17 protein-coding genes are annotated in these 18063 nt (G+C 38.4%); 4 read left to right on the top strand and 13 right to left on the bottom strand.

Annotation, left to right across the window (positions count from 1 at the left end):
- Positions 1 to 41 precede the first annotated feature (41 nt).
- Together A7A78_RS14275 and A7A78_RS14270 are read right to left on the bottom strand one after the other, a co-directional pair.
- Positions 42 to 581, bottom strand: coding sequence for a DUF3124 domain-containing protein (locus A7A78_RS14275; RefSeq protein ID WP_068763145.1), 540 nt, complete (start codon positions 579 to 581; stop codon positions 42 to 44).
- 20 nt (positions 582 to 601) lie between these two features.
- On the bottom strand, positions 602 to 1843 hold the full coding sequence (locus tag A7A78_RS14270; RefSeq protein WP_068763144.1) for an alpha/beta hydrolase-fold protein: 1242 nt from the start codon (positions 1841 to 1843) through the stop codon (positions 602 to 604).
- A gap of 130 nt (positions 1844 to 1973) precedes the next feature.
- Between A7A78_RS14270 and A7A78_RS14265 the strand changes: the two genes are divergently transcribed.
- The gene (locus tag A7A78_RS14265; RefSeq protein ID WP_068763143.1) at positions 1974 to 2831 is read left to right on the top strand and encodes a hypothetical protein; all 858 of its coding nucleotides are present in this window, start codon (positions 1974 to 1976) and stop codon (positions 2829 to 2831) included.
- Here the strand turns inward: A7A78_RS14265 and A7A78_RS14260 are convergent.
- Positions 2820 to 4298 (bottom strand): potassium/proton antiporter, encoded by a 1479-nt coding sequence (locus A7A78_RS14260; RefSeq protein ID WP_068763142.1) that lies wholly within the window; start codon positions 4296 to 4298, stop codon positions 2820 to 2822. The genes A7A78_RS14265 and A7A78_RS14260 overlap by 12 nt on opposite strands.
- 144 nt (positions 4299 to 4442) lie before the next feature.
- On the opposite strand from A7A78_RS14260, the gene A7A78_RS14255 reads away from it, so the two are divergent.
- Both A7A78_RS14255 and A7A78_RS14250 read left to right on the top strand, forming a co-directional pair.
- The gene (locus A7A78_RS14255) at positions 4443 to 5240 is read left to right on the top strand and encodes a HipA family kinase (RefSeq protein WP_068763141.1); all 798 of its coding nucleotides are present in this window, start codon (positions 4443 to 4445) and stop codon (positions 5238 to 5240) included.
- The gene (locus A7A78_RS14250) at positions 5218 to 5601 is read left to right on the top strand and encodes a DUF3037 domain-containing protein (protein ID WP_068763140.1); all 384 of its coding nucleotides are present in this window, start codon (positions 5218 to 5220) and stop codon (positions 5599 to 5601) included. The genes A7A78_RS14255 and A7A78_RS14250 overlap by 23 nt, the downstream gene beginning before the upstream one ends.
- A gap of 6 nt (positions 5602 to 5607) precedes the next feature.
- On the opposite strand, the gene A7A78_RS14245 is transcribed toward A7A78_RS14250, so the two are convergent.
- The 4 genes from A7A78_RS14245 to A7A78_RS14230 all read right to left on the bottom strand — a co-directional run bounded on the left by A7A78_RS14245 (position 5608) and on the right by A7A78_RS14230 (position 9386).
- On the bottom strand, positions 5608 to 6087 hold the full coding sequence (locus A7A78_RS14245) for a DUF4251 domain-containing protein (protein ID WP_131811157.1): 480 nt from the start codon (positions 6085 to 6087) through the stop codon (positions 5608 to 5610).
- Between the two features lie 76 nt (positions 6088 to 6163).
- Positions 6164 to 6913 carry a DJ-1/PfpI family protein gene (locus A7A78_RS14240; protein WP_068763138.1) on the bottom strand — a complete coding sequence of 250 codons (750 nt, stop codon included), beginning with the start codon at positions 6911 to 6913 and terminating at the stop codon, positions 6164 to 6166.
- A 20-nt stretch (positions 6914 to 6933) separates the two neighbouring features.
- Positions 6934 to 7644: a flavodoxin family protein gene (locus A7A78_RS14235; protein ID WP_068763137.1), complete on the bottom strand. Its 711-nt coding sequence runs from the start codon at positions 7642 to 7644 to the stop codon at positions 6934 to 6936.
- A gap of 104 nt (positions 7645 to 7748) precedes the next feature.
- The gene (locus A7A78_RS14230; protein WP_068763136.1) at positions 7749 to 9386 is read right to left on the bottom strand and encodes an ABC-F family ATP-binding cassette domain-containing protein; all 1638 of its coding nucleotides are present in this window, start codon (positions 9384 to 9386) and stop codon (positions 7749 to 7751) included.
- Between the two features lie 258 nt (positions 9387 to 9644).
- Between A7A78_RS14230 and A7A78_RS14225 the strand changes: the two genes are divergently transcribed.
- Entirely contained in the window at positions 9645 to 9953 is a 309-nt protein-coding gene (locus A7A78_RS14225) for an STAS domain-containing protein (RefSeq protein WP_068763135.1), read from the top strand.
- 184 nt (positions 9954 to 10137) lie between these two features.
- On the opposite strand, the gene A7A78_RS15175 is transcribed toward A7A78_RS14225, so the two are convergent.
- The 6 genes from A7A78_RS15175 to A7A78_RS14200 all read right to left on the bottom strand — a co-directional run bounded on the left by A7A78_RS15175 (position 10138) and on the right by A7A78_RS14200 (position 18038).
- A complete protein-coding gene (locus A7A78_RS15175; protein WP_165593578.1) occupies positions 10138 to 10281 on the bottom strand; it encodes a hypothetical protein in 144 nt (47 codons plus the stop codon).
- Positions 10282 to 10664: 383 nt separating this feature from the next.
- Complete coding sequence (locus A7A78_RS14220; RefSeq protein ID WP_068763134.1) at positions 10665 to 13070, bottom strand: TonB-dependent receptor; 2406 nt, start codon at positions 13068 to 13070, stop codon at positions 10665 to 10667.
- Between the two features lie 96 nt (positions 13071 to 13166).
- Positions 13167 to 13706: a hypothetical protein gene (locus A7A78_RS14215; protein ID WP_068763133.1), complete on the bottom strand. Its 540-nt coding sequence runs from the start codon at positions 13704 to 13706 to the stop codon at positions 13167 to 13169.
- 100 nt (positions 13707 to 13806) lie between these two features.
- Complete coding sequence (locus A7A78_RS14210) at positions 13807 to 14688, bottom strand: DUF808 domain-containing protein (RefSeq protein ID WP_068763132.1); 882 nt, start codon at positions 14686 to 14688, stop codon at positions 13807 to 13809.
- A gap of 77 nt (positions 14689 to 14765) precedes the next feature.
- Entirely contained in the window at positions 14766 to 15737 is a 972-nt protein-coding gene (locus A7A78_RS14205) for an alpha/beta fold hydrolase (RefSeq protein ID WP_068763131.1), read from the bottom strand.
- A gap of 159 nt (positions 15738 to 15896) precedes the next feature.
- Positions 15897 to 18038, bottom strand: a complete 2142-nt coding sequence (locus tag A7A78_RS14200) for a S46 family peptidase (protein ID WP_068763130.1) — start codon at positions 18036 to 18038, stop codon at positions 15897 to 15899.
- Positions 18039 to 18063 lie beyond the last annotated feature (25 nt).

Below are 18063 nucleotides of genomic sequence, written 5' to 3'. Positions count from 1 at the left end.
CGTCATTCGTCACTCGTAATTCGTCGCTCGTAATTCATATTTCACTCAATCCTTCTCCCCTGTGTTGTAAAACTCAATCCCTGCGAACCCCGCAGCGAAGTCATAACTGCTTCAAAAATGGGTTCGGGAGTTGTTGCTTTTGTAGTCCATTCAAAAATAAAATTGGCTCCGCTACCTCCGTGCTCATCCGTTTCGTCTATAACAATTTCAACAGTTTCCACAGGTTTAAGTTGAATTGGCTTTTCAAAATAGCTACGTATCAATTCTCCTTTGGTATTGTAGTAATCTGCTTTTGAAATATAAATTGTATCGCTATCGCTTACATTTCTGAGGCTGACCATTGCAGTGAGATTTTGCGATTTTTCTAAAGTAAAACTATAGATATGCGAATAGATACTCAAATAGGTTTTTCCATTTTGCAGCGAATCCTTCAGTAGCCCCAATACTTCGGGGTCTGCATAATGGTCTTCCCAATGGTTTGGGTTAAAAGAGCTTATTTCCTTGGGGTCATCACAGCCCATAAGCATTCCGAAAAGAAATAGAACGACCGTTATTTGTGTTATTTTAAAAAGGATTCCCATTGTATTTAATTCTTATAAAATTACGGCTTTTTATTGATTTCGGCTTTTGTTTCAAGCAGTTCGTTAATTTGCCACTGTCTTGCCTGTTGTTTGTTTGCCAAACCTATAGCTTTATCAATGGTTTCGTTTGCTTCAGAAATATTGCCATTTGCCATTTTAATCCTCGCCAAAACATCGTAACTGTCAAAATTGTTTGGATTGATGGCCAAAGCATCTTTTAAAAGCTGTTCAGCTTCAGCATAATCTTTACTGTCCACAAGTTTTCCGGCCCTATACGTATTAAAAAGAACTAACGCATTTGGGTTCAGTTCCTTTAAAACGGCTTGCACTTTTGTACGCTCCTTTTCATTCTTTTGAAGCATATAATGTGTATTACCAACAATGGTATATGGAATGTTGAAAATGCTGCCGTATTGTTTTTCAACTTCGGAATAATGGTTTTTTAAAGCTTCCGCAGAGCCAAAATACTCTTCCTTTACATACCAGTTTTTGAAAATTTCATCCAGCGCCCAAACATAGGTTGGCATACCTACCGAGTTGTGGATTTCAGAAGAAAATTGATGAAATTTCACATTTTTTGCCATAATATTTTCGGGTACTTTTTTTAGAAATTCAGTAACTCCCATTCCCTGTTCATTGGCTAGCGAAACGTATAAACTGGCTGTGGTTTTTTTGGTTTTGCCCCAAGTATTTTCCATTACATTCTCCATCGCGTTTTTTCCCCACCAAAGCGCGGGACTTATGGCTATGTAATCATTGAAAAGATTGGGATGGTTTATGGCAGTATTTATAACGAAAATACCGCCCACGGAATGGCCGCCAAGAATCTTATAATCGGCTGCTTTATAGTTTTTGTTTACATACGGAATCAGTTCCTTTTCAATAAAACTTGCCATTTCCTCAGCGTTTCCGCTATCTTCCAAACCATCAATTTTTGGTTTGCAGTTTCTGCGGTACTCGTTGGTTCCTTTTCCTGAGATTGCAACCAAAATCATTTCTGGGATAACTTCACTGATTCCGCCCTGCAATTCCAAAATCCCAGCAACATATTGAAAGTTGTAATCGCCATCCAAAATATAAAGCACGGGATATTTTTGGTTTACCGCGGTATTATATGATGGTGGAAAATAGACTGAAAACTCACGGTCTTGCTGAAGTATTTCAGAATAAACCTTATCGCGTTTCCCGATGGAAATTTCCTGTGAAAAACCGCTCTGTAAAACAAAAAACAGAAGGAAAAAATTAAGTAGCCGTTTACCCATAATTAAATTTTTAAGTCAGTGATTTAAACCATTTTCAAAGTTAACCGAAAATATTTCTTTCACTTAAAATATTTTAATTGCTTTTGCTTTAGATTTTGTAGCTTCACTTTTTATAATTTGAAATAACAAAGTGTCCAAAACAGCATATTTTCCAAGCTACACGAAAGTAAGTGAAACGCCGGTTACAATCTTTGAAAAACTACACCCGGAAGTTTTTGACCCGCCTTTTTTTAATGATGTGGTTTCTATATTTCGCGCAAAAGATTCCCTTCGGAAAGAACTCGATTTGACTGAGGAAACCATTTCACAAAATAGAGGGTTATTACCGCTTAAAGGTTTTATTTTTCACACTTCCCATTGCGGCTCAACGCTGCTTGCTAATATGTTTAGAGCAGCAAAAAAGACAAGAGTTGTGTCCGAAACGGAAGCCATAAACGGATTGTTGCTATCCGCGATATTTTACAATTTGGAAGAAAAAATACTTTTAAAAAGTTTAAAAACTATAGTTGAAAGCTATTTACAGCGGCTGGACGAAGCCGAACAAGTGGTCTTCAAACTTACATCGTGGAATGTATTCTTTATCGAGCTTTTCCAAAAAGCATATCCCGAAGTTCCTTGGATTTTTATAGATAGAAAAACGGAGGAAGTGGTTGCAAGCCTTTTAAAATCGGGCCGTGGGTTTGTGGAATGGTTTTATCATCCCACCAATTTGCTCCAAAATTATTTTTTGGGCGAAGAAAAGCAGTTTGAATCATTGGAAAATTATCTATTCGCAATGGTTGAAGCGCATAAAAAAGCAATAGAAAAAATTCGGCTCGGAAATAATTTATTTTTGGAATATCCTTCATTTCCAAATAAATTCGAAAGCGAAATTCTGCCCCATTTCAATTTAAATTATTCTGAAAAAGAATTGGAGAACGCTGAGGAAGCTAGAAAATACGATGCAAAAAGTATTTACAAAACCCCTTATTCAAATTTAGGCAGCTGAAAATTCATGGATATTCAATGCCTTAAACACTTTTTTGATTCCCTTTTTTGTTTCGGAAAGTACGATGAGCACATCATCTGCATTAATGACCGTGTTTCCGTTGGGAGTGATGTATTTGTCGTCTCTTTTTATCATTGCGATAATTGCTGTTTTTGGGAATTCAATATCAACAATCTTTTTGCCGACAATCGTGTTCCCTTTTGCAATACCAATCTCCCGCATTTCAGTTTTTGGATGTTCCTCAAGAAATTTTTCAGAGGGAGATATTTTTTTCTCTTCACTGGGAATACTTACCCTTAACCATTTTGCGACTACCGAAAGGGTAGTTCCCTGAATTAGAATGGAGGTCAGCGAAATAAAAAATACAATGTTAAAAATCATATTCGCTTTATCGATTCCCGCCAATAATGGATAGGTTGCAAACACAATCGGCACAGCCCCGCGTAAACCCACCCAGGAAATATAGAAACGCCTTCGAAGTTTCATTTTAAAGGGAATCAAACTTATAAAAACCGCTACGGGACGTGCCACAAAAATCAAAAACAACGATATTAAAAGTCCAATACCAATCACAGGAACAATCTGCGATGGAAATACCAAAAGCCCCAACGTCAAGAAAAGTACAATCTGCATCAACCACGCCAAACCATCATACATTTTAAGAATGGTTTTTTTGTGGATTAAATATTGGTTCCCTAAAAAGACCGCACAAATATAAATGGCCAAAAAACCGTTGCCGCCCACAAAATCGGTTACGGAAAAGGTTATAAACATTAGTGCAATGACGAGTACGGGATATAAACCCTCAAAATCCAAGTTGATTTTATTGATTATAATCTTGCTCAACTTTCCAAAGCCAAACCCAGCTATGGTTCCTATAATCATTTGTTGAAAAAACAGTGGAATCATAGACACCAATCCTTTATCCTGATTGATTACCAAACCTAAAAAAGCGATTGTAAGCACATAGGCCATGGGGTCGTTACTTCCACTTTCCATTTCCAGGGTGGGACGCAAATTGGTTCGAAGCGCAAGATTTTTGGATCTTAGTATGGAAAATACCGCAGCAGCATCTGTTGACGACACTATACTTCCCAACAGCAAACTTTCATAAATGGTAAAATCGGTAACGTAATAAACAAAGGTTCCCAAGCCAACAGCGGTAAGCAAAACCCCCAAAGTTGAAAGTGCAAAACCTTCTTTCATAATTGGTTTTACAGCTTTCCAATCAGTGTCCAGCCCCCCTGAAAAAAGAATAAAGTTCAATGAAATTATACCAACTAGCTGGGCGATTTGCGGATTGTCAAAACTGATGCCACCTATGCCATCTTCACCGGCAAGCATCCCTATTCCCAAGAAAAGAACTAAAGTGGGTACGCCAAATTTATAAGAAGTTTTACCTGCTATTATACTTATAAAGAGCAGTAACGACCCAACAAGCAAAATGTTTTCAATGGTTAAATCCAATAACTTTTAGTTTAAGGTTTCATATTTCAGCAAAATACAAATTTAAACTTTCAAAAAAATATTGGATTCTATTTTTAAGGCATAAAAAAACATCTCTACAGAATAGTGCCGACATATTCACAAATAAACTTAATTTTGCAGGCAATGGCAACCGACAAAATAGAGCTCCGCACCGTAAACGTTACACGTTACATAACTCCTTTGCGTGAAGGCGGTTCGCTACCAGCCTTGGCCGAAGCGGATGATGATTTTAAATATGTTTTGAAGTTTCGCGGGGCGGGACACGGCGTGAAAGCACTGATAGCGGAACTTTTGGGTGGTGAGATCGCACGAACTATAGGCTTAAAAGTTCCCGAACTTGTTTTCGCAAATTTAGACGAAGCTTTTGGCAGAAGTGAAGGCGATGAGGAAATACAGGATCTATTAAAAGGCAGTCGCGGACTAAACTTGGCCTTGCATTTTCTTTCCGGGGCGCTCACATTTGACCCCGTAGTAACACAGGTTGATGAAACTTTGGCTTCCAAAATTGTATGGTTGGATGCTTTTACCACAAATATTGACCGAACCGTAAAAAATACCAATATGCTTATTTGGCATAAGGAACTTTGGCTCATTGACCACGGCGCCACCTTTTATTTTCACCATTCTTGGGGCGATTGGCAAAAAGCGGCTGTTACGCCATTTCCTTATATTAAAGATCACGTGCTTTTGCCAAAAGCTGCTTTGATTGAAGAAATTAATGAAGAAATAATTGCGCTTTTGCCAGATAAAAAAATACGGGAAATAACTGATCTTATTCCCGCAGATTGGCTAGATTGGGAAGGTATTGAAATGCCTTCGGAAGAAATAAGGGAAGTATATTACCAGTTTTTGGTGACGAGAAGAAACAATGCAAACAACTTTGTAAAACAAATTCAGGATGCCCGGGAAACACTTGTATGAATATGCGGTAATACGTTTGGTGCCCCGCGTGGAACGCGAGGAGTTCCTGAATGTTGGGATAATTCTTTTCTGCAAAGGAGCCAACTATTTGAATTGTAAACACCAAATTGACACCGAAAAGCTAAAACTCTTTTCCTGTGAATTGGAAGTTGAAGAGATTGAAAACAATTTAAAGGCTTTTGAAAAAATATGTTCAGGCTCCAAAGACGGCGGCCCAGTTGCGCAATGGGAAAAACCCGACAGATTCCGCTGGCTTACTGCCCAACGCAGTTCTTCATTACAAACTTCACGTCCGCACAACGGTTTTAGTGATGATTTGGATGCTACCTTGAAACGTCTTTTTTCGGAATTAGTGCTTTAAAAACCCTTACATTTGAATTTGAACAACTTCCCCTTGATAAGTAATTGTCCCGCGGTCATTGGTGCTAATGATAAGTGTAGCATATCCAGAATCACTTACTGACATTAAAATTTCATAAGTATCATTTTCACTCGTTACACTAGTGTTTACTTGATACTCCTTACTTTTTTCAATATTGAAATTTTCTGGTTTTCCTTTAAAACGCATGCCTTTATCGCGACCCATAACCATACCGCTGTAAGCCCTGCCGTAAAAAGGCAGGTTGCTGGTTACCATTTCAGGAGTAAAGGTTATGGAATAATTGCTTCCCACTAAATTTTTGGTAGGTCCACTTAATGGAATTGCTGTATTTGCAATAAATTCAAAGTTTTTTGAATTTAATAATGTTTCAATGGAAGTATGTGCTTTTTCAGATTTATTCTGCGCAGTGGTGCTGCCGAAAATAAATAGAACAGCCAACGTATAAAATATTCTAAGTGTTTTCATTTCCTTTTTTTTAAACAATAACTCAATTTTTGTGCCCAAAATTTCAATCAATTACCGTCCACTGCAACTGAATACTTTATTGTTTCCAGTCCTGCAATTCCTTCACATACAGATACGATTCCACAAAATCAACTTGCTCCTGCCCTGCCATTTTTTTCAATAAGTTCAATGCGGACACATAACTGATTAGATTTCCGTTTGAGGATAAAAACTTTCCATCTTCCACATATCTCACAACGCTGTCATTCTGCACTTTTAAGTTCGGATAGGCTTTTTGAAGCTCTTCACCCCCACCAATCCAAGTGACTATTTTTTTGCCGTCCGCAATTCCAGATTCACCAATTAAATGTGCGCCGGCGCAGTTGCTTACGGTGTATTTTGTGTTTTTATTTTGTTCTTTTATGAAGTTGACGATTTTAGGATTGTGAACTTGCGTGTACATATCATAAGCGCTCGGCACAAAAAGAACGTCCAGTTTTGGGCAGTTTTCAAAAGTGTAATCTGGGACTATTTTTAAACCTTCCTCACTAACAATTGGGTCAGAAGTTTCTGCAATTGTAATTACATTGAAAAGTTGTTTGCCCTCTGGAGTAGGTTTTGTAAAAACATCTGCAGTGGCAGTAACCTCAGTAGTCAAAACGCCGTCGTACATCAATAGGCCAATAATCGGCAGGCTGTCGTTAATTGGTTTTAACGACTGTTGTTCCATTTCGGCTACAACTTCAGGGTCTGCAGGGCTGCTTTCGGGGGTAGTTGATTTATCTGTACCGAAATTGCAACTCGCAAGAACGATTGAAAACACAATAAATAGGCTCAGTTTTTTCATAGTTATATAAAGGTTTTGTTTTAGCGATATTCAGGATTTTCAAAATTCCATCGAGTGCCATCATCCCAATCTTTACGGGAATTTCCGTAAGCGGGATAGCCATTTTGCTCTTTTAGCATCTTTGCCAAATGAAGCAAATTATACGTCATAAAAGTAGTATTCCTATTCGTAAAATCATTGTTTTTTGCTCCGCTTTCTTTATCCAGGTAACTCGGTCCCGGTCCGGCCTCACCAATCCAACCACAATCTGCCTGCGGAGGTATGCTGTAACCCACGTGCTGTAAGGCATACAAAATACCCATACCGCAGTGTTTGATGCCATCTTCATTTCCGGTTATGATGCAACCACCAACTTTTCCGTAAAAATAATATTGGCCTTTTTCATTCTGAAGTGAACTCATAGCGTACAAACGTTCAATCAGTTTGCTGGCAACCGAAGATCTTTCGCCCAGCCAAATAGGAGTACCTATAATTAAAACATCCGCAGCATCAACTTTTTCCCAAATCTCTGGCCACGCATCTTCTTTTGCACCATGCTCAGTCATATCTGGATATACGCCGTAAGCTACCGGATGATCCACAAGACGAATATTTTCAAAAGAAACCCCTTCGGCTTCCATTATATTTTGTGAAACATCAATCAAGCCCTGCGTATGGCTCTTACGCGGAGATTGTTTTAGGGTACAATTAATGTAGAGTGCTTTTAGTTTTGAGAAATCTGGTTTTTGCATAATATCTTTTATTTCTAAAGATACCCAAATCTCTACAAAAAGTAGAAACAAGCGTTAAAGTCTTAACATCTAAACTTATCGACTCTAAACTCTTAAACCCACTTTTAAACTTTTAAATCAATCTCCTTCAAATTCTCAATTCTATTGCGCTGAAGGAAATCGTCTATGCTTTCAAAATGTTCAATAACACGTTTGTCTTTAAATTCGAAAACTTTTTGCGAAAGACCCTGTAGAAAATCACGATCGTGGGAAACCAGTATTAAAGTACCGTCAAACTGAAGAAGCGCTTCCTTCAAAACATCTTTCGATTTTAAATCCAAATGGTTGGTAGGTTCATCCAGAATCAAAACGTTTACGGGTTCCAGCAATAATTTCACCATTGCCAAACGCGTTCTTTCTCCTCCGGAAAGCAAGCCAACTTTTTTATCAATAGCATCGCCACTAAACATAAAGCGTCCTAAAACATTTTTAATCTGTGTACGGATTTCGCCTTTAGCAACCTCATCAACTGTTTGGAAAACGGTAAGTTCTTTATCTAAAAGTGCGGCTTGGTTTTGGGCAAAATAACCAACTTTTGCGTTGTGGCCCAACGTACATTTTCCCTCAAAATCAATTTCGCCCATAATGGCTTTTATCATTGTAGATTTTCCTTCGCCGTTTCTTCCAACAAAACTTACTTTTTCACCTCGTGAAATACTTAAATTGGCATCTTTAAAAACTACGTGGTCGCCATACTTTTTAGTAAGCCCTTCGGCTACCACAGGATAATCACCGCTTCGTTGTGCAGGTGGAAAACGTAGCGCCAAAGCCGAAGTGTCAATTTCATCAATTTCAATAATCTGAAGCTTTTCAAGCATCTTCTCGCGAGAGTTTACTTGATTGGTCTTGGAATATGTGCCCTTGAAACGTTCAATAAATAGTTGGGTTTCCGCTATGAATTTTTGTTGCTCCTCGTAAGCCTTTATTTGGTGCGATCTTCTATCGGCGCGCAATTGCAAATAGTGGCTGTAGTTGGCTTTGTAATCATAAATCCTTCCCATTGTAACTTCAATGGTTCGGTTGGTAATGTTATCAATAAAAGTTCTGTCGTGTGAAATTACGATTACGGCTTTAGCCTTGTTCAGCAAGAAATCTTCCAACCAAATAACCGATTCAATATCAACGTGGTTGGTTGGCTCATCCAGCAAAATCAAATCCGGTTTTTGAAGCAGGAGTTTTGCCAATTCAATACGCATACGCCAGCCACCACTAAATTCTGAAGTTTGGCGGTGTAAATCACTTCTTTTAAAACCAAGTCCGCGTAATGCTTTTTCTACTTCCGCTTCGTAATTTATTTCTTCGAGCGCATAATATTTTTCTCCGAGTTCGGCTACTTTGGTGATGATGTTCATATATGCATCACTTTCATAATCGGTTCGGGTTTCCAGCTCTTTGTTCAATTTGTCCATTTCGTCCCGCATTTCAAAAATCTGCTTAAAAGCCTTGGAAGCTTCCTCAAAAACAGTACAATTATCGTTAGTGAGCAAATGCTGTGGTAGATAAGCAATCACGGCATCTTTTGGCGCTCGCACGTTGCCACGGGTTGGCGTTTGTTCGCCGGCTATTATTTTCATCATCGTACTTTTTCCTGCGCCGTTTTTTCCCATTAGGGCTATTTTGTCGTTTTCGTTAACCACAAAATTAACGTCACTAAAAAGTGTTTCACCACTAAACTCAACCGCCAATCCGTCTATTGAAATCATATCTGCTTTTTAAGGCTGCAAAACTATTAAAAAGAAGTGGATTAGGAATTGCTTGAAAGAAAGTTGTTTTGCAAATTTTGAAGGAATAAACTTCAAATTTTCTATGTTTGGTAGCTATCTTCGCACAGCTTTTACAGTTAACAATTAATTTACATTTCGTAAATTCACATTCAATATTTTTTTTCTAGCCCTAAATCAAATTCGCCCTTAAATTCCTACGCAAAACCTATGTGATCGTTAACTTTTAATCACATTAAAATGCAGTTTCATAGTTTTTTAACCAATCGTTTATTACGCCTTGAGGGAAAGTTGTACAGCGGTAATTTATCTGAAGTTCAACACAAAATAGAATCAGCCTTGGACAGGACACAATCATTGATTATTGATTTAGACCGTCTGGAAAATTTTGATGCCGCAGGCGCCTATATGCTTTACATTGCTTCGGAAAAAGCGCGGGAAAACAATAAAGAGATTATACTGTTCTGCAAGGAAAACGAAATTGTAAAATACGTCTTCAAATTTGTGGGAATCCACTACTACAAAAGACTTCCTAAATTAATAGCTTAAAGTTGTTTTATACATAATAATTGGATATGTTTACAAAAAAACAAAAACTCCGTTATGCTTGGTTTTAATTCATTTATTAAGAGCATTTGTAACAGTATCAGGCTGCGGGCGATTTTGTTTTTCTACAAATATGTCGCTGTATTTTCAAAATCTATCAGCAATATTTCATTCTCTAAATTGAAAATTATCTTTCCGAATTAAGGCGCACCCGCGAGTGTGCCGTAATGGTTTTCTTTTTAATAATTACATCCAAACGCAAAGCACCAATTATTTTGGTGTTGCCAACTCGCTTTATAGTTTTTTCTGAAAAGGAAACTGAGATGTTCAATTTTTGAATTTTAAATTAATTTATAATGGTAAAAGGAAAGAACCTTAAAACTTCCTCAAAAGACGCAAAAGCGTTGAAGCAGGAAAAAATATTAAAGAAATTGGAAGACAAAAAAATGAAAAAGCGCAAGTCGCGCGTTTAATTTTTGTTTCTGATTTAGTTGGTTTGATGAAGAAGAAGGGCCAATGTCAATACCACAAATGTTGACAGGCCCTTTTTCTATTTTTGAGCCTCAGGCATTCTAAAATCAAAAACCCGTCTCTTTCGAAACGGGTTTTATCAAATTAAGTGGGGAGAAATAAGCCTGTGGCTTAGCTCAAATATAAGAAAAAGAAGAATATCATCCACTTCTTTTAAGAGTATAAATAATATACTGTCCTTTTTTAAAAATGGGCCGTCAACGAAAGGATAAAATTTCTACCCGCTCCCGAAATGCCTGAACTGTAAGGGCGGTAACGCTGATCTGTCAAGTTCTCAATTCCGCCACTCACGTCAAAGGTATCGGTCAATTTGTAAAGTGCCTTAAAATTAAGAGTGTACCACGAAGGTGCGAAGGCATTTCCATTTTCGTCCAAGGCGTAAAACTCTGTTTTTTCCTTTTCCTCTTCCGGAAGATCCTCAAAATCACGTTTTCCCTGATAGGCCAAATTAACTTCCATTTGAAGCTTGTTCGCTTTATAGTTTAAACGCGAAACGCCAAAGAACGGTGCAGCATGGCGCGACGGACTGGTTTCGCCATTATCAAGTTCCTCTTCGCCTTTTTGAAAGTTTACATCAGTTGAAAAGCCAAAACCTTTTGGCAGCTTCACCTCAACACCTGCCTGTACTCCATAAACTTTTGCGATTGCAGCGTTTTGAATGGCTTGTACCTGGCTTAATTCGCCTTGGTAAACAATACTATCCAAACCGTTCAGTTTAAAATCGCGGCGAACAAGCGCATCTTTAAGGTGGGTGTAGTATCCGGTAATATCAACCTTTACAACATCGCCAAAAACTTTGGCAATTCCCAAATCTGCATTGTATGCATATTCCGGCTTTAAGTCTGGATTGGGAACTACAACGCTTCCTGGTTCAGAATCGAACACTTTTCCGAGATCGTCAACATTTGGTGACCGGAAAGCCGTACCTAAGTTAGCGCTAATCACCCAAGAATCGTTTGGGCGGTACACGCCGCCAATACTTCCCGTAAGCGCCCCGTTGCTCAAACTCGCTTCAGTAAAAGGAAATGGATAAAATGTAGTGTCAAACTCTGCGTCAAGCAAAATATGGTTGTATCGTGCGCCAGCGCTCAAAGTAAACTGATTCGACACCTTAAATTCATCCGTAACATAAACTGCCATGGATTGCCATTTGGATTGTGGGTAACGGGCTGGACCAATTTCGGAAAGACCTGTTGAAATATCGGTCAATTCGCCCTCGGAATTTACATCGTTCAAAACATATTCCACACCGTAAAAAAACGTGTTCTTTTCGCCTATAGTCTTTATAAAATCTAGATTTGCAGAATAGGCTCCCACTTCTTCACTTTGCGTGTTGCGCTCGGTTTTGTTGAAAGCCCTGTCAATTCTGCTCTCTTCAAACCATTGATGCGCAAGCCGCAGACTCATTTGGTCAAAGATTGAATTGCCCGCATTATAATTTAAGCTCAAATTGTTCATCATCCAAATCTGTGGCCCATAGTCCCATTCTGCATAACGGGCGGTACCATTGCGAACTCGGTTATGCCTATCATACCTGCCATAGGGAGATGTTTCAGAAAAATGGAAGCCGTACTGAAAATCCCAATTTTCATTTGGCTGAAATCGAATTTTCTGCATTATATTTATCTGCGAGTATGCTGATGGAATCTGTAATAATTTATCCTTCTGCGAAATTATAACATCAGTACTGTCCTGTCTTTCCACATAATAATCTTTTATATAATCATCAGGGCCATGGCTTCCCTGACGCAGATTGTCATAATCCCATGAAGTGATACTGGTTACAAATGCCCACTTTTTAAAACCGAGGTTTACATCAAAATGTCCGGTCTTTTCATTATTGGCGGAAGAATAACGCACGTTGGCTTTTCCGCTAATAAATGCATCATCCGTTAGTGATAGTTGTGGCGTCAAGGTTTGAAAACTCATTACACCACCAATCGCATCACTTCCATAGATGACGGACCCGGGACCAAAAAGCACTTCGGTATTTTCTATGGCGAAAGGATCCAGATTGATTACATTCTGCAAGTTTCCCGATCTAAAAATTGCGGTGTTCATGCGAACGCCATCTACTGAATACAGTAATCTATTGGTCGCAAAACCACGAATCATCGGGCTTCCTCCGCCCTGTTGGCTTTTTTGGACAAATACTTTTCCAGAAACACTCAAAAGGTCGGCGGCGGTCTGTGGATTTTGTAATGCCACTTCCTTTGCTGAAATAGAAATGATTTTTGAAGGTATATCATCACTACTCTGGCGCCATCGGGAACCAGAAATCACCACCTCATCCAGGTTTAAATTTGAAGTTTCAAGAGTAATTACAAAGCCTTCCGCTTCAAGTTCGGCATAGCTTTTTATTATTGTTTTATAACCAAGACTGCGAATTTCGATTTTTTCAACATCTTTAAAAGTCGAAATATCTGCCTGTCCCTTGGAGTTGGTTGTAGCGTAAACTTTTGAAGTTGCACTGCTTAAAGTCACCAACTCTATTGGATTGTTAGTTTCTTGTTCTTTTATGGTTATTGTTTGTCCATAGGAAATTCCCATAAAACCCAACAAAAACCATAATATGAATATTTTTTTCATTTAATGATTTGTTTAAGTTAACACGCTCTTTTCGAGCACAATAGTTCACGTTGCCAAAAGCTTACAGCAACGGTAAAATTTAATCTATTTAGAATGTTAACTTGCCTTGGGTGGCGGCGTTGGCGGACTTAACTTGATGGCGTTAAAAATGTTTAGATGCATGGCATCTTGATAAACAATTTCAGTGTTTTGGGAAGGTGTTGCCTTCCAATCAAATAAGTCTGTGCAGAAAAAAGACCATAAATAACTGTAAAATATTTCTTGGGTCTCACGGTTTTCTTCATCTTGGTTAAAAGCGAGCGCGACCATTTTCTTTAGCTTTTTGTTCAGTTCGGTTTCTTCGTAATCCCACCAACATCTATAGAATATAGAGTCGCCTTTTATTTCTGAAGAAACAATATCATACATCTGCCCGTTGTATTCAAATTCCTTGGAATGTTCCCATCGCAGTTTAGTTTCGGTTTCTTCTTTCGTGAATTTTAAAAGTACCAATTCCTCTGGATCCATATAGGCTATCATTTTTCCCTTTATTTCACGGCGGATTGCTGATTTTTCAAATTGAAGAAATGTATAAATTGTTGCAACGGGCGCAAACAATACAAACAGGAATGATATGGCGATTATTCTTTCTTTCAATGGAAAACCTACTATTACCCAAATGTCGTAAAATTGGAGATATCTATTACTCCTTTTTGTTTTTTGTTTGTGGAATTAGCTTAATCCTTTCAAAAATGAATTAGTGCTTTTTACTAATTCCTTTCCATATTTTCTTAAATCCCACTACCACAATTAAACAAACAAAACCAACCAATAGCCCAACAATAAATTCCAAAATAAAAGAAGGCAACTGTGGCAAAAAATGATGGAAAAAATCAACATTGTGGACAAAGATTCCGCCAGCAACCAAAAGTAAGGCTATCGTGCCGATTACACTTAAAGACTTTATAACTATTGGCAATGCCTGAACCAATATTGTTCCTAAAGATTTTAAAAAACTTTTTTCTTTCTTGCTCTTTTTTATCAGCTTATAACCGGCTTCGTCCATTCTAACAATCAGCATCACTATGCCATAAACTCCCACTGTTGCCAAAAGGGCAATAATGCTAACCACCATAATCTGGGTGCCGATTGGCTCTCCCAAAACGGTTCCCAATGCGATGATCACAATTTCCAATGAAAGAATAAAATCAGTAACTATGGCGGACTTTACCCGTTCCTTTTCAATGGCGAGGATCTCACTTTCGGTCAGCCCTTCTTCTACGAATGACTCTGAGGCATGTGCGTGCGGGAAGAAGAATTCATATATTTTTTCGGCACCTTCATAGGCCAAATACAAGCCTCCAAGCACTAAGATAACAGTAACAGCCCACGGCAAAAAAGCGCTCAGCAAAAAAGCGATGGGAAGGATTATCAATTTGTTTAAAAGAGAACCTTTCGTTATGGCCCATAACACAGGAATTTCACGTGAAGAGGCAAAGCCGGAAGCTTTTTCAGCATTTACTGCCAAATCATCGCCCAAGATTCCGGCTGTTTTTTTGGCAGCAACCTTGCTCATCATTGCCACATCGTCCAACAATGCGGCTATATCATCCAATATTGCGAAAAACCCTGACGCCATATGCTATAATTCTATTTTAAGTTTGGTTAAAAATAATCTTTGAAATCTATTTATGCAAAAGCGGCTTTTTTCAATCTCTAATCAACTTTTTCGGCACTTTTCATAAAATCAATCATTTTCTTATCTACAATTTCAGCCTGATCCACAGAAAGGAAATGGCCAGAGTTTGAAATAATCTCACCCCTACCTCTCGGCAGGTATTTTTCGGTTAGGTGAATGGTATGTTTTGTATTGAACATATCGTCATCGCCAATTAAAACAAGTACAGGCATTTTTAGGGTACTCAATTCTTTATTTGGGAATGGCTTCATTTGCACCAAAAATTTGTCTTCTGTATCATTTTTCAGTCCAAGGCGATACTGGGCCATATAAGTTTTATCAATTTTACTTGGGTTTTTTGACAGGGTTTCCATAGTGCGCCACACACCATCTTCTTTAGAATAAAATACATTTAAAATGTTTTTCAGCAAGTCAGTACTTGGTGGAATCCACATAAAAGTCTGGACCGGGCTTAACAGAATTAAACTTTTTATATCTCTTTTACTTTGAAGTGCTATATCAGTAGCAATCCAGCCACCGCGAGAAGTACCGACCAGATGGAATGATTCTAGTTTTAATGCCCAGAATACCTCTTCATACCAAGCGGTAACTTCTTCAATATTTTCAAAGTCTGCTGTTTTATGTGATTTTCCGGGTTCAATAATTAAATCGATTGCAAAAATGCGGAATTGCTTTGCCAATGCTTTGGCATTGGGGTACCACATCGTGGAACTCGCGCTCATTCCATGCAGTAAAACCACGGGTGTGCCATCTTTTGGACCGCTCATGAGAACATGGGCTATTCCTTTTGAAGTGGTTATATAAAGATCTTCATAAGCTACTCCCCAATTTTGAAGGGTTTTATCATAAGCTTCATAATATGCCTTATGTGCCTTATCTGGATGGGTTATATATTCCGGTACTTTTTTGAACTCTTTATATTCGTCCTTTTTGCAGCCTGTAAAAAAGGTTAAAAGGACTAAAAATAGCAGTGTTTTAAAATAATTCATATAATAAATTTCACTTCAAATGTATGCGATAATTAGCAATTCTTATTAAATCCGCTTAATTACTAATTCAAAATTATTTTTTCTAAAAACTAAAAACCCACAGTTCTTTTAAATTAGAATCGTGGGTTTTAAATGCGACTATAAAGTTGCGTCAAAAATTTATTTAGATAAAGTCAGTTCATCAATAATATGGCTGGCACCAGCATATTTATCGATCAAAAACAGAACATAGCGGATATCTACACTTATGGTGCGTTGCAATTGGTCATCAAAAATCACATCACCCGCCATTGCTTCAATATTTCCGTCAAAGCACAAACCAATCAACTCCCCTTTTCCGTTCAATACTGGGGAACCGGAGTTTCCGCCCGTAATGTCATTATCGGTTAAAAAGTTTACTGGCAAGTAGCCATCTTTGTCTGCATATTGCCCAAAATCCTTTTTCTCATATAGATCAATCAGCTTTTTTGGCATATCGAATTCATCATCGCCGGGTTGGTATTTTGCAACCGTGCCTTTTAAAGTGGTGTAATAATTTTTAGCAGCATCGTTGCGTTTGTCTGCTGGCAAAGCAATCACTTTCCCATAGGTAAGCCGTAAAGTGCTGTTGGCATCCGGATAGTATTTTTTATCGGGATTCTGAAGTCGCATGCCCTGCACCATCAATCTATAGGCTTTTTCAAAATCGTTATCCATCTGTTTTTCTTCCTCCGATTTGTAACGGTAGCGTTTCACCAAATCAGTAGAAAGCTGAAACAACGGATCGTTCTTTAAAACCTCCGCATTGGGGTTTGCCATAAAAGCTTGTATTTTTTCCTTTGTTTCAAATATGCTGTTGTTAAAAACAGTATTTATATAGGTGTTCCAACCGGCATCCGTTTTATTATTTGCCGAAGCAACTTGAGCTACCATCGGCGCAATGTCTTTCGCTTTTGTGGAATAAAGTTTAAGTTGTGCCGCCACAACGTCTTTTTCCAAGGGAAGATAAAGGCCCTCGTAAAAATCATCTATTTCGGCATCTATTTTAGGTTTCAATTCTGCCTGCTTTGCTTCATTCTGCTGCAAATAATAGTCAATATCATTGCCCAAGCGGTATGGAATAATTGCCATTTGGGTTCGCAACAACATACTCAAATAGTTGTTATGGCTACTATTCGCGTTGGTTTTACTGTAATAGTTATTGATTACGGACATTACATCTGCATACTTGCTATTTTCCTTTTTGGAAGCCCATTTCTGAAAAGCTTTTTCATCAGCGCGTTTGCTTGCTGCAGTTTTGTGCTGCTTCAATGCATCAATCATACCTTGGCGATTCTTCCAATAATTGGCAGTAGAAGCATAACTTGAAGCATAGTCAAGTTTCACCTGTTGGTCTTTGTCCATATATTTCTTCATAACATCCATAGACGTTTTTGAAGCCTCTACCCAAGCCGGATATGCGTATTCTACGTTTTGCTCAATGCCTCCGGCCGGCATCCATCGGTTGGTTCTTCCAGGATAGCCCATAATCATGGCGAAATCATTTTCCTCAAAACCTTTTAAACTTGTGGTTAAGTGATACTTTGGTTTTAGTGGCACATTGTCCTTAGAATATTCGGCAGGGTTTCCATCTTTATCGGCATACACCCTGAAAAGTGAAAAATCGCCTGTATGTCTTGGCCATTCCCAGTTATCAGTATCGCCACCAAATTTTCCAACACTTGCAGGAGGAGTTCCCACCAAACGCACGTCATTATAATCTTGATAAACGAAATAGTAAAATTCATTGCCTTGGTAAAAGGACTTTACAGAAACGGTATATTTCCCGCCTTCATTGTTTTCCTGCTCAATCTTCGCAATTTCCTTGTTTATGGTAGCTTCACGCTCCGCTTCGGTCATGCTATCGTTCAGCAAACTTAAGATTCGTTTGGAAACATCGTCCATTCTTACAAAGAAACGAACCGATAAACTTTTCGGTTTCAGTTCCTCCCCCTTATTCCCTGCCCAATAGCCATTGGTCAAGTAATCATTTTCAGCCGTTGAAAGCTCAGCAATAGAACTATACCCACAGTGATGGTTGGTAAGTACCAAACCACTGTCTGAAATAATTTCCGCAGTACACCCACGGTTAAACTGCACGATGGCATCCTTTAGGCTGGAATGGTTAACACTGTAAATTTCTTCGGGCGTAAGCTGTAGTCCCATTTTTTGCATATCGCGGTAGTTCAACCGTTCAATGTGCATTAAAAACCACATGCCTTCATCAGCCTTTACGGGCAAAACGAAAGCAATCAGCAAAAGGGAAAGGATAATTTTTTTCATTAGTAAGGGAGTTTTTCTATTAGTA

The sequence above is a fragment of the Aequorivita soesokkakensis genome (assembly GCF_001641085.1).
Classification (GTDB): Bacteria; Bacteroidota; Bacteroidia; order Flavobacteriales; family Flavobacteriaceae; genus Aequorivita; species Aequorivita soesokkakensis.
Note: the sequence above shows the minus strand (reverse complement) of the source record. Positions and strands in the feature narration are given on the sequence as shown.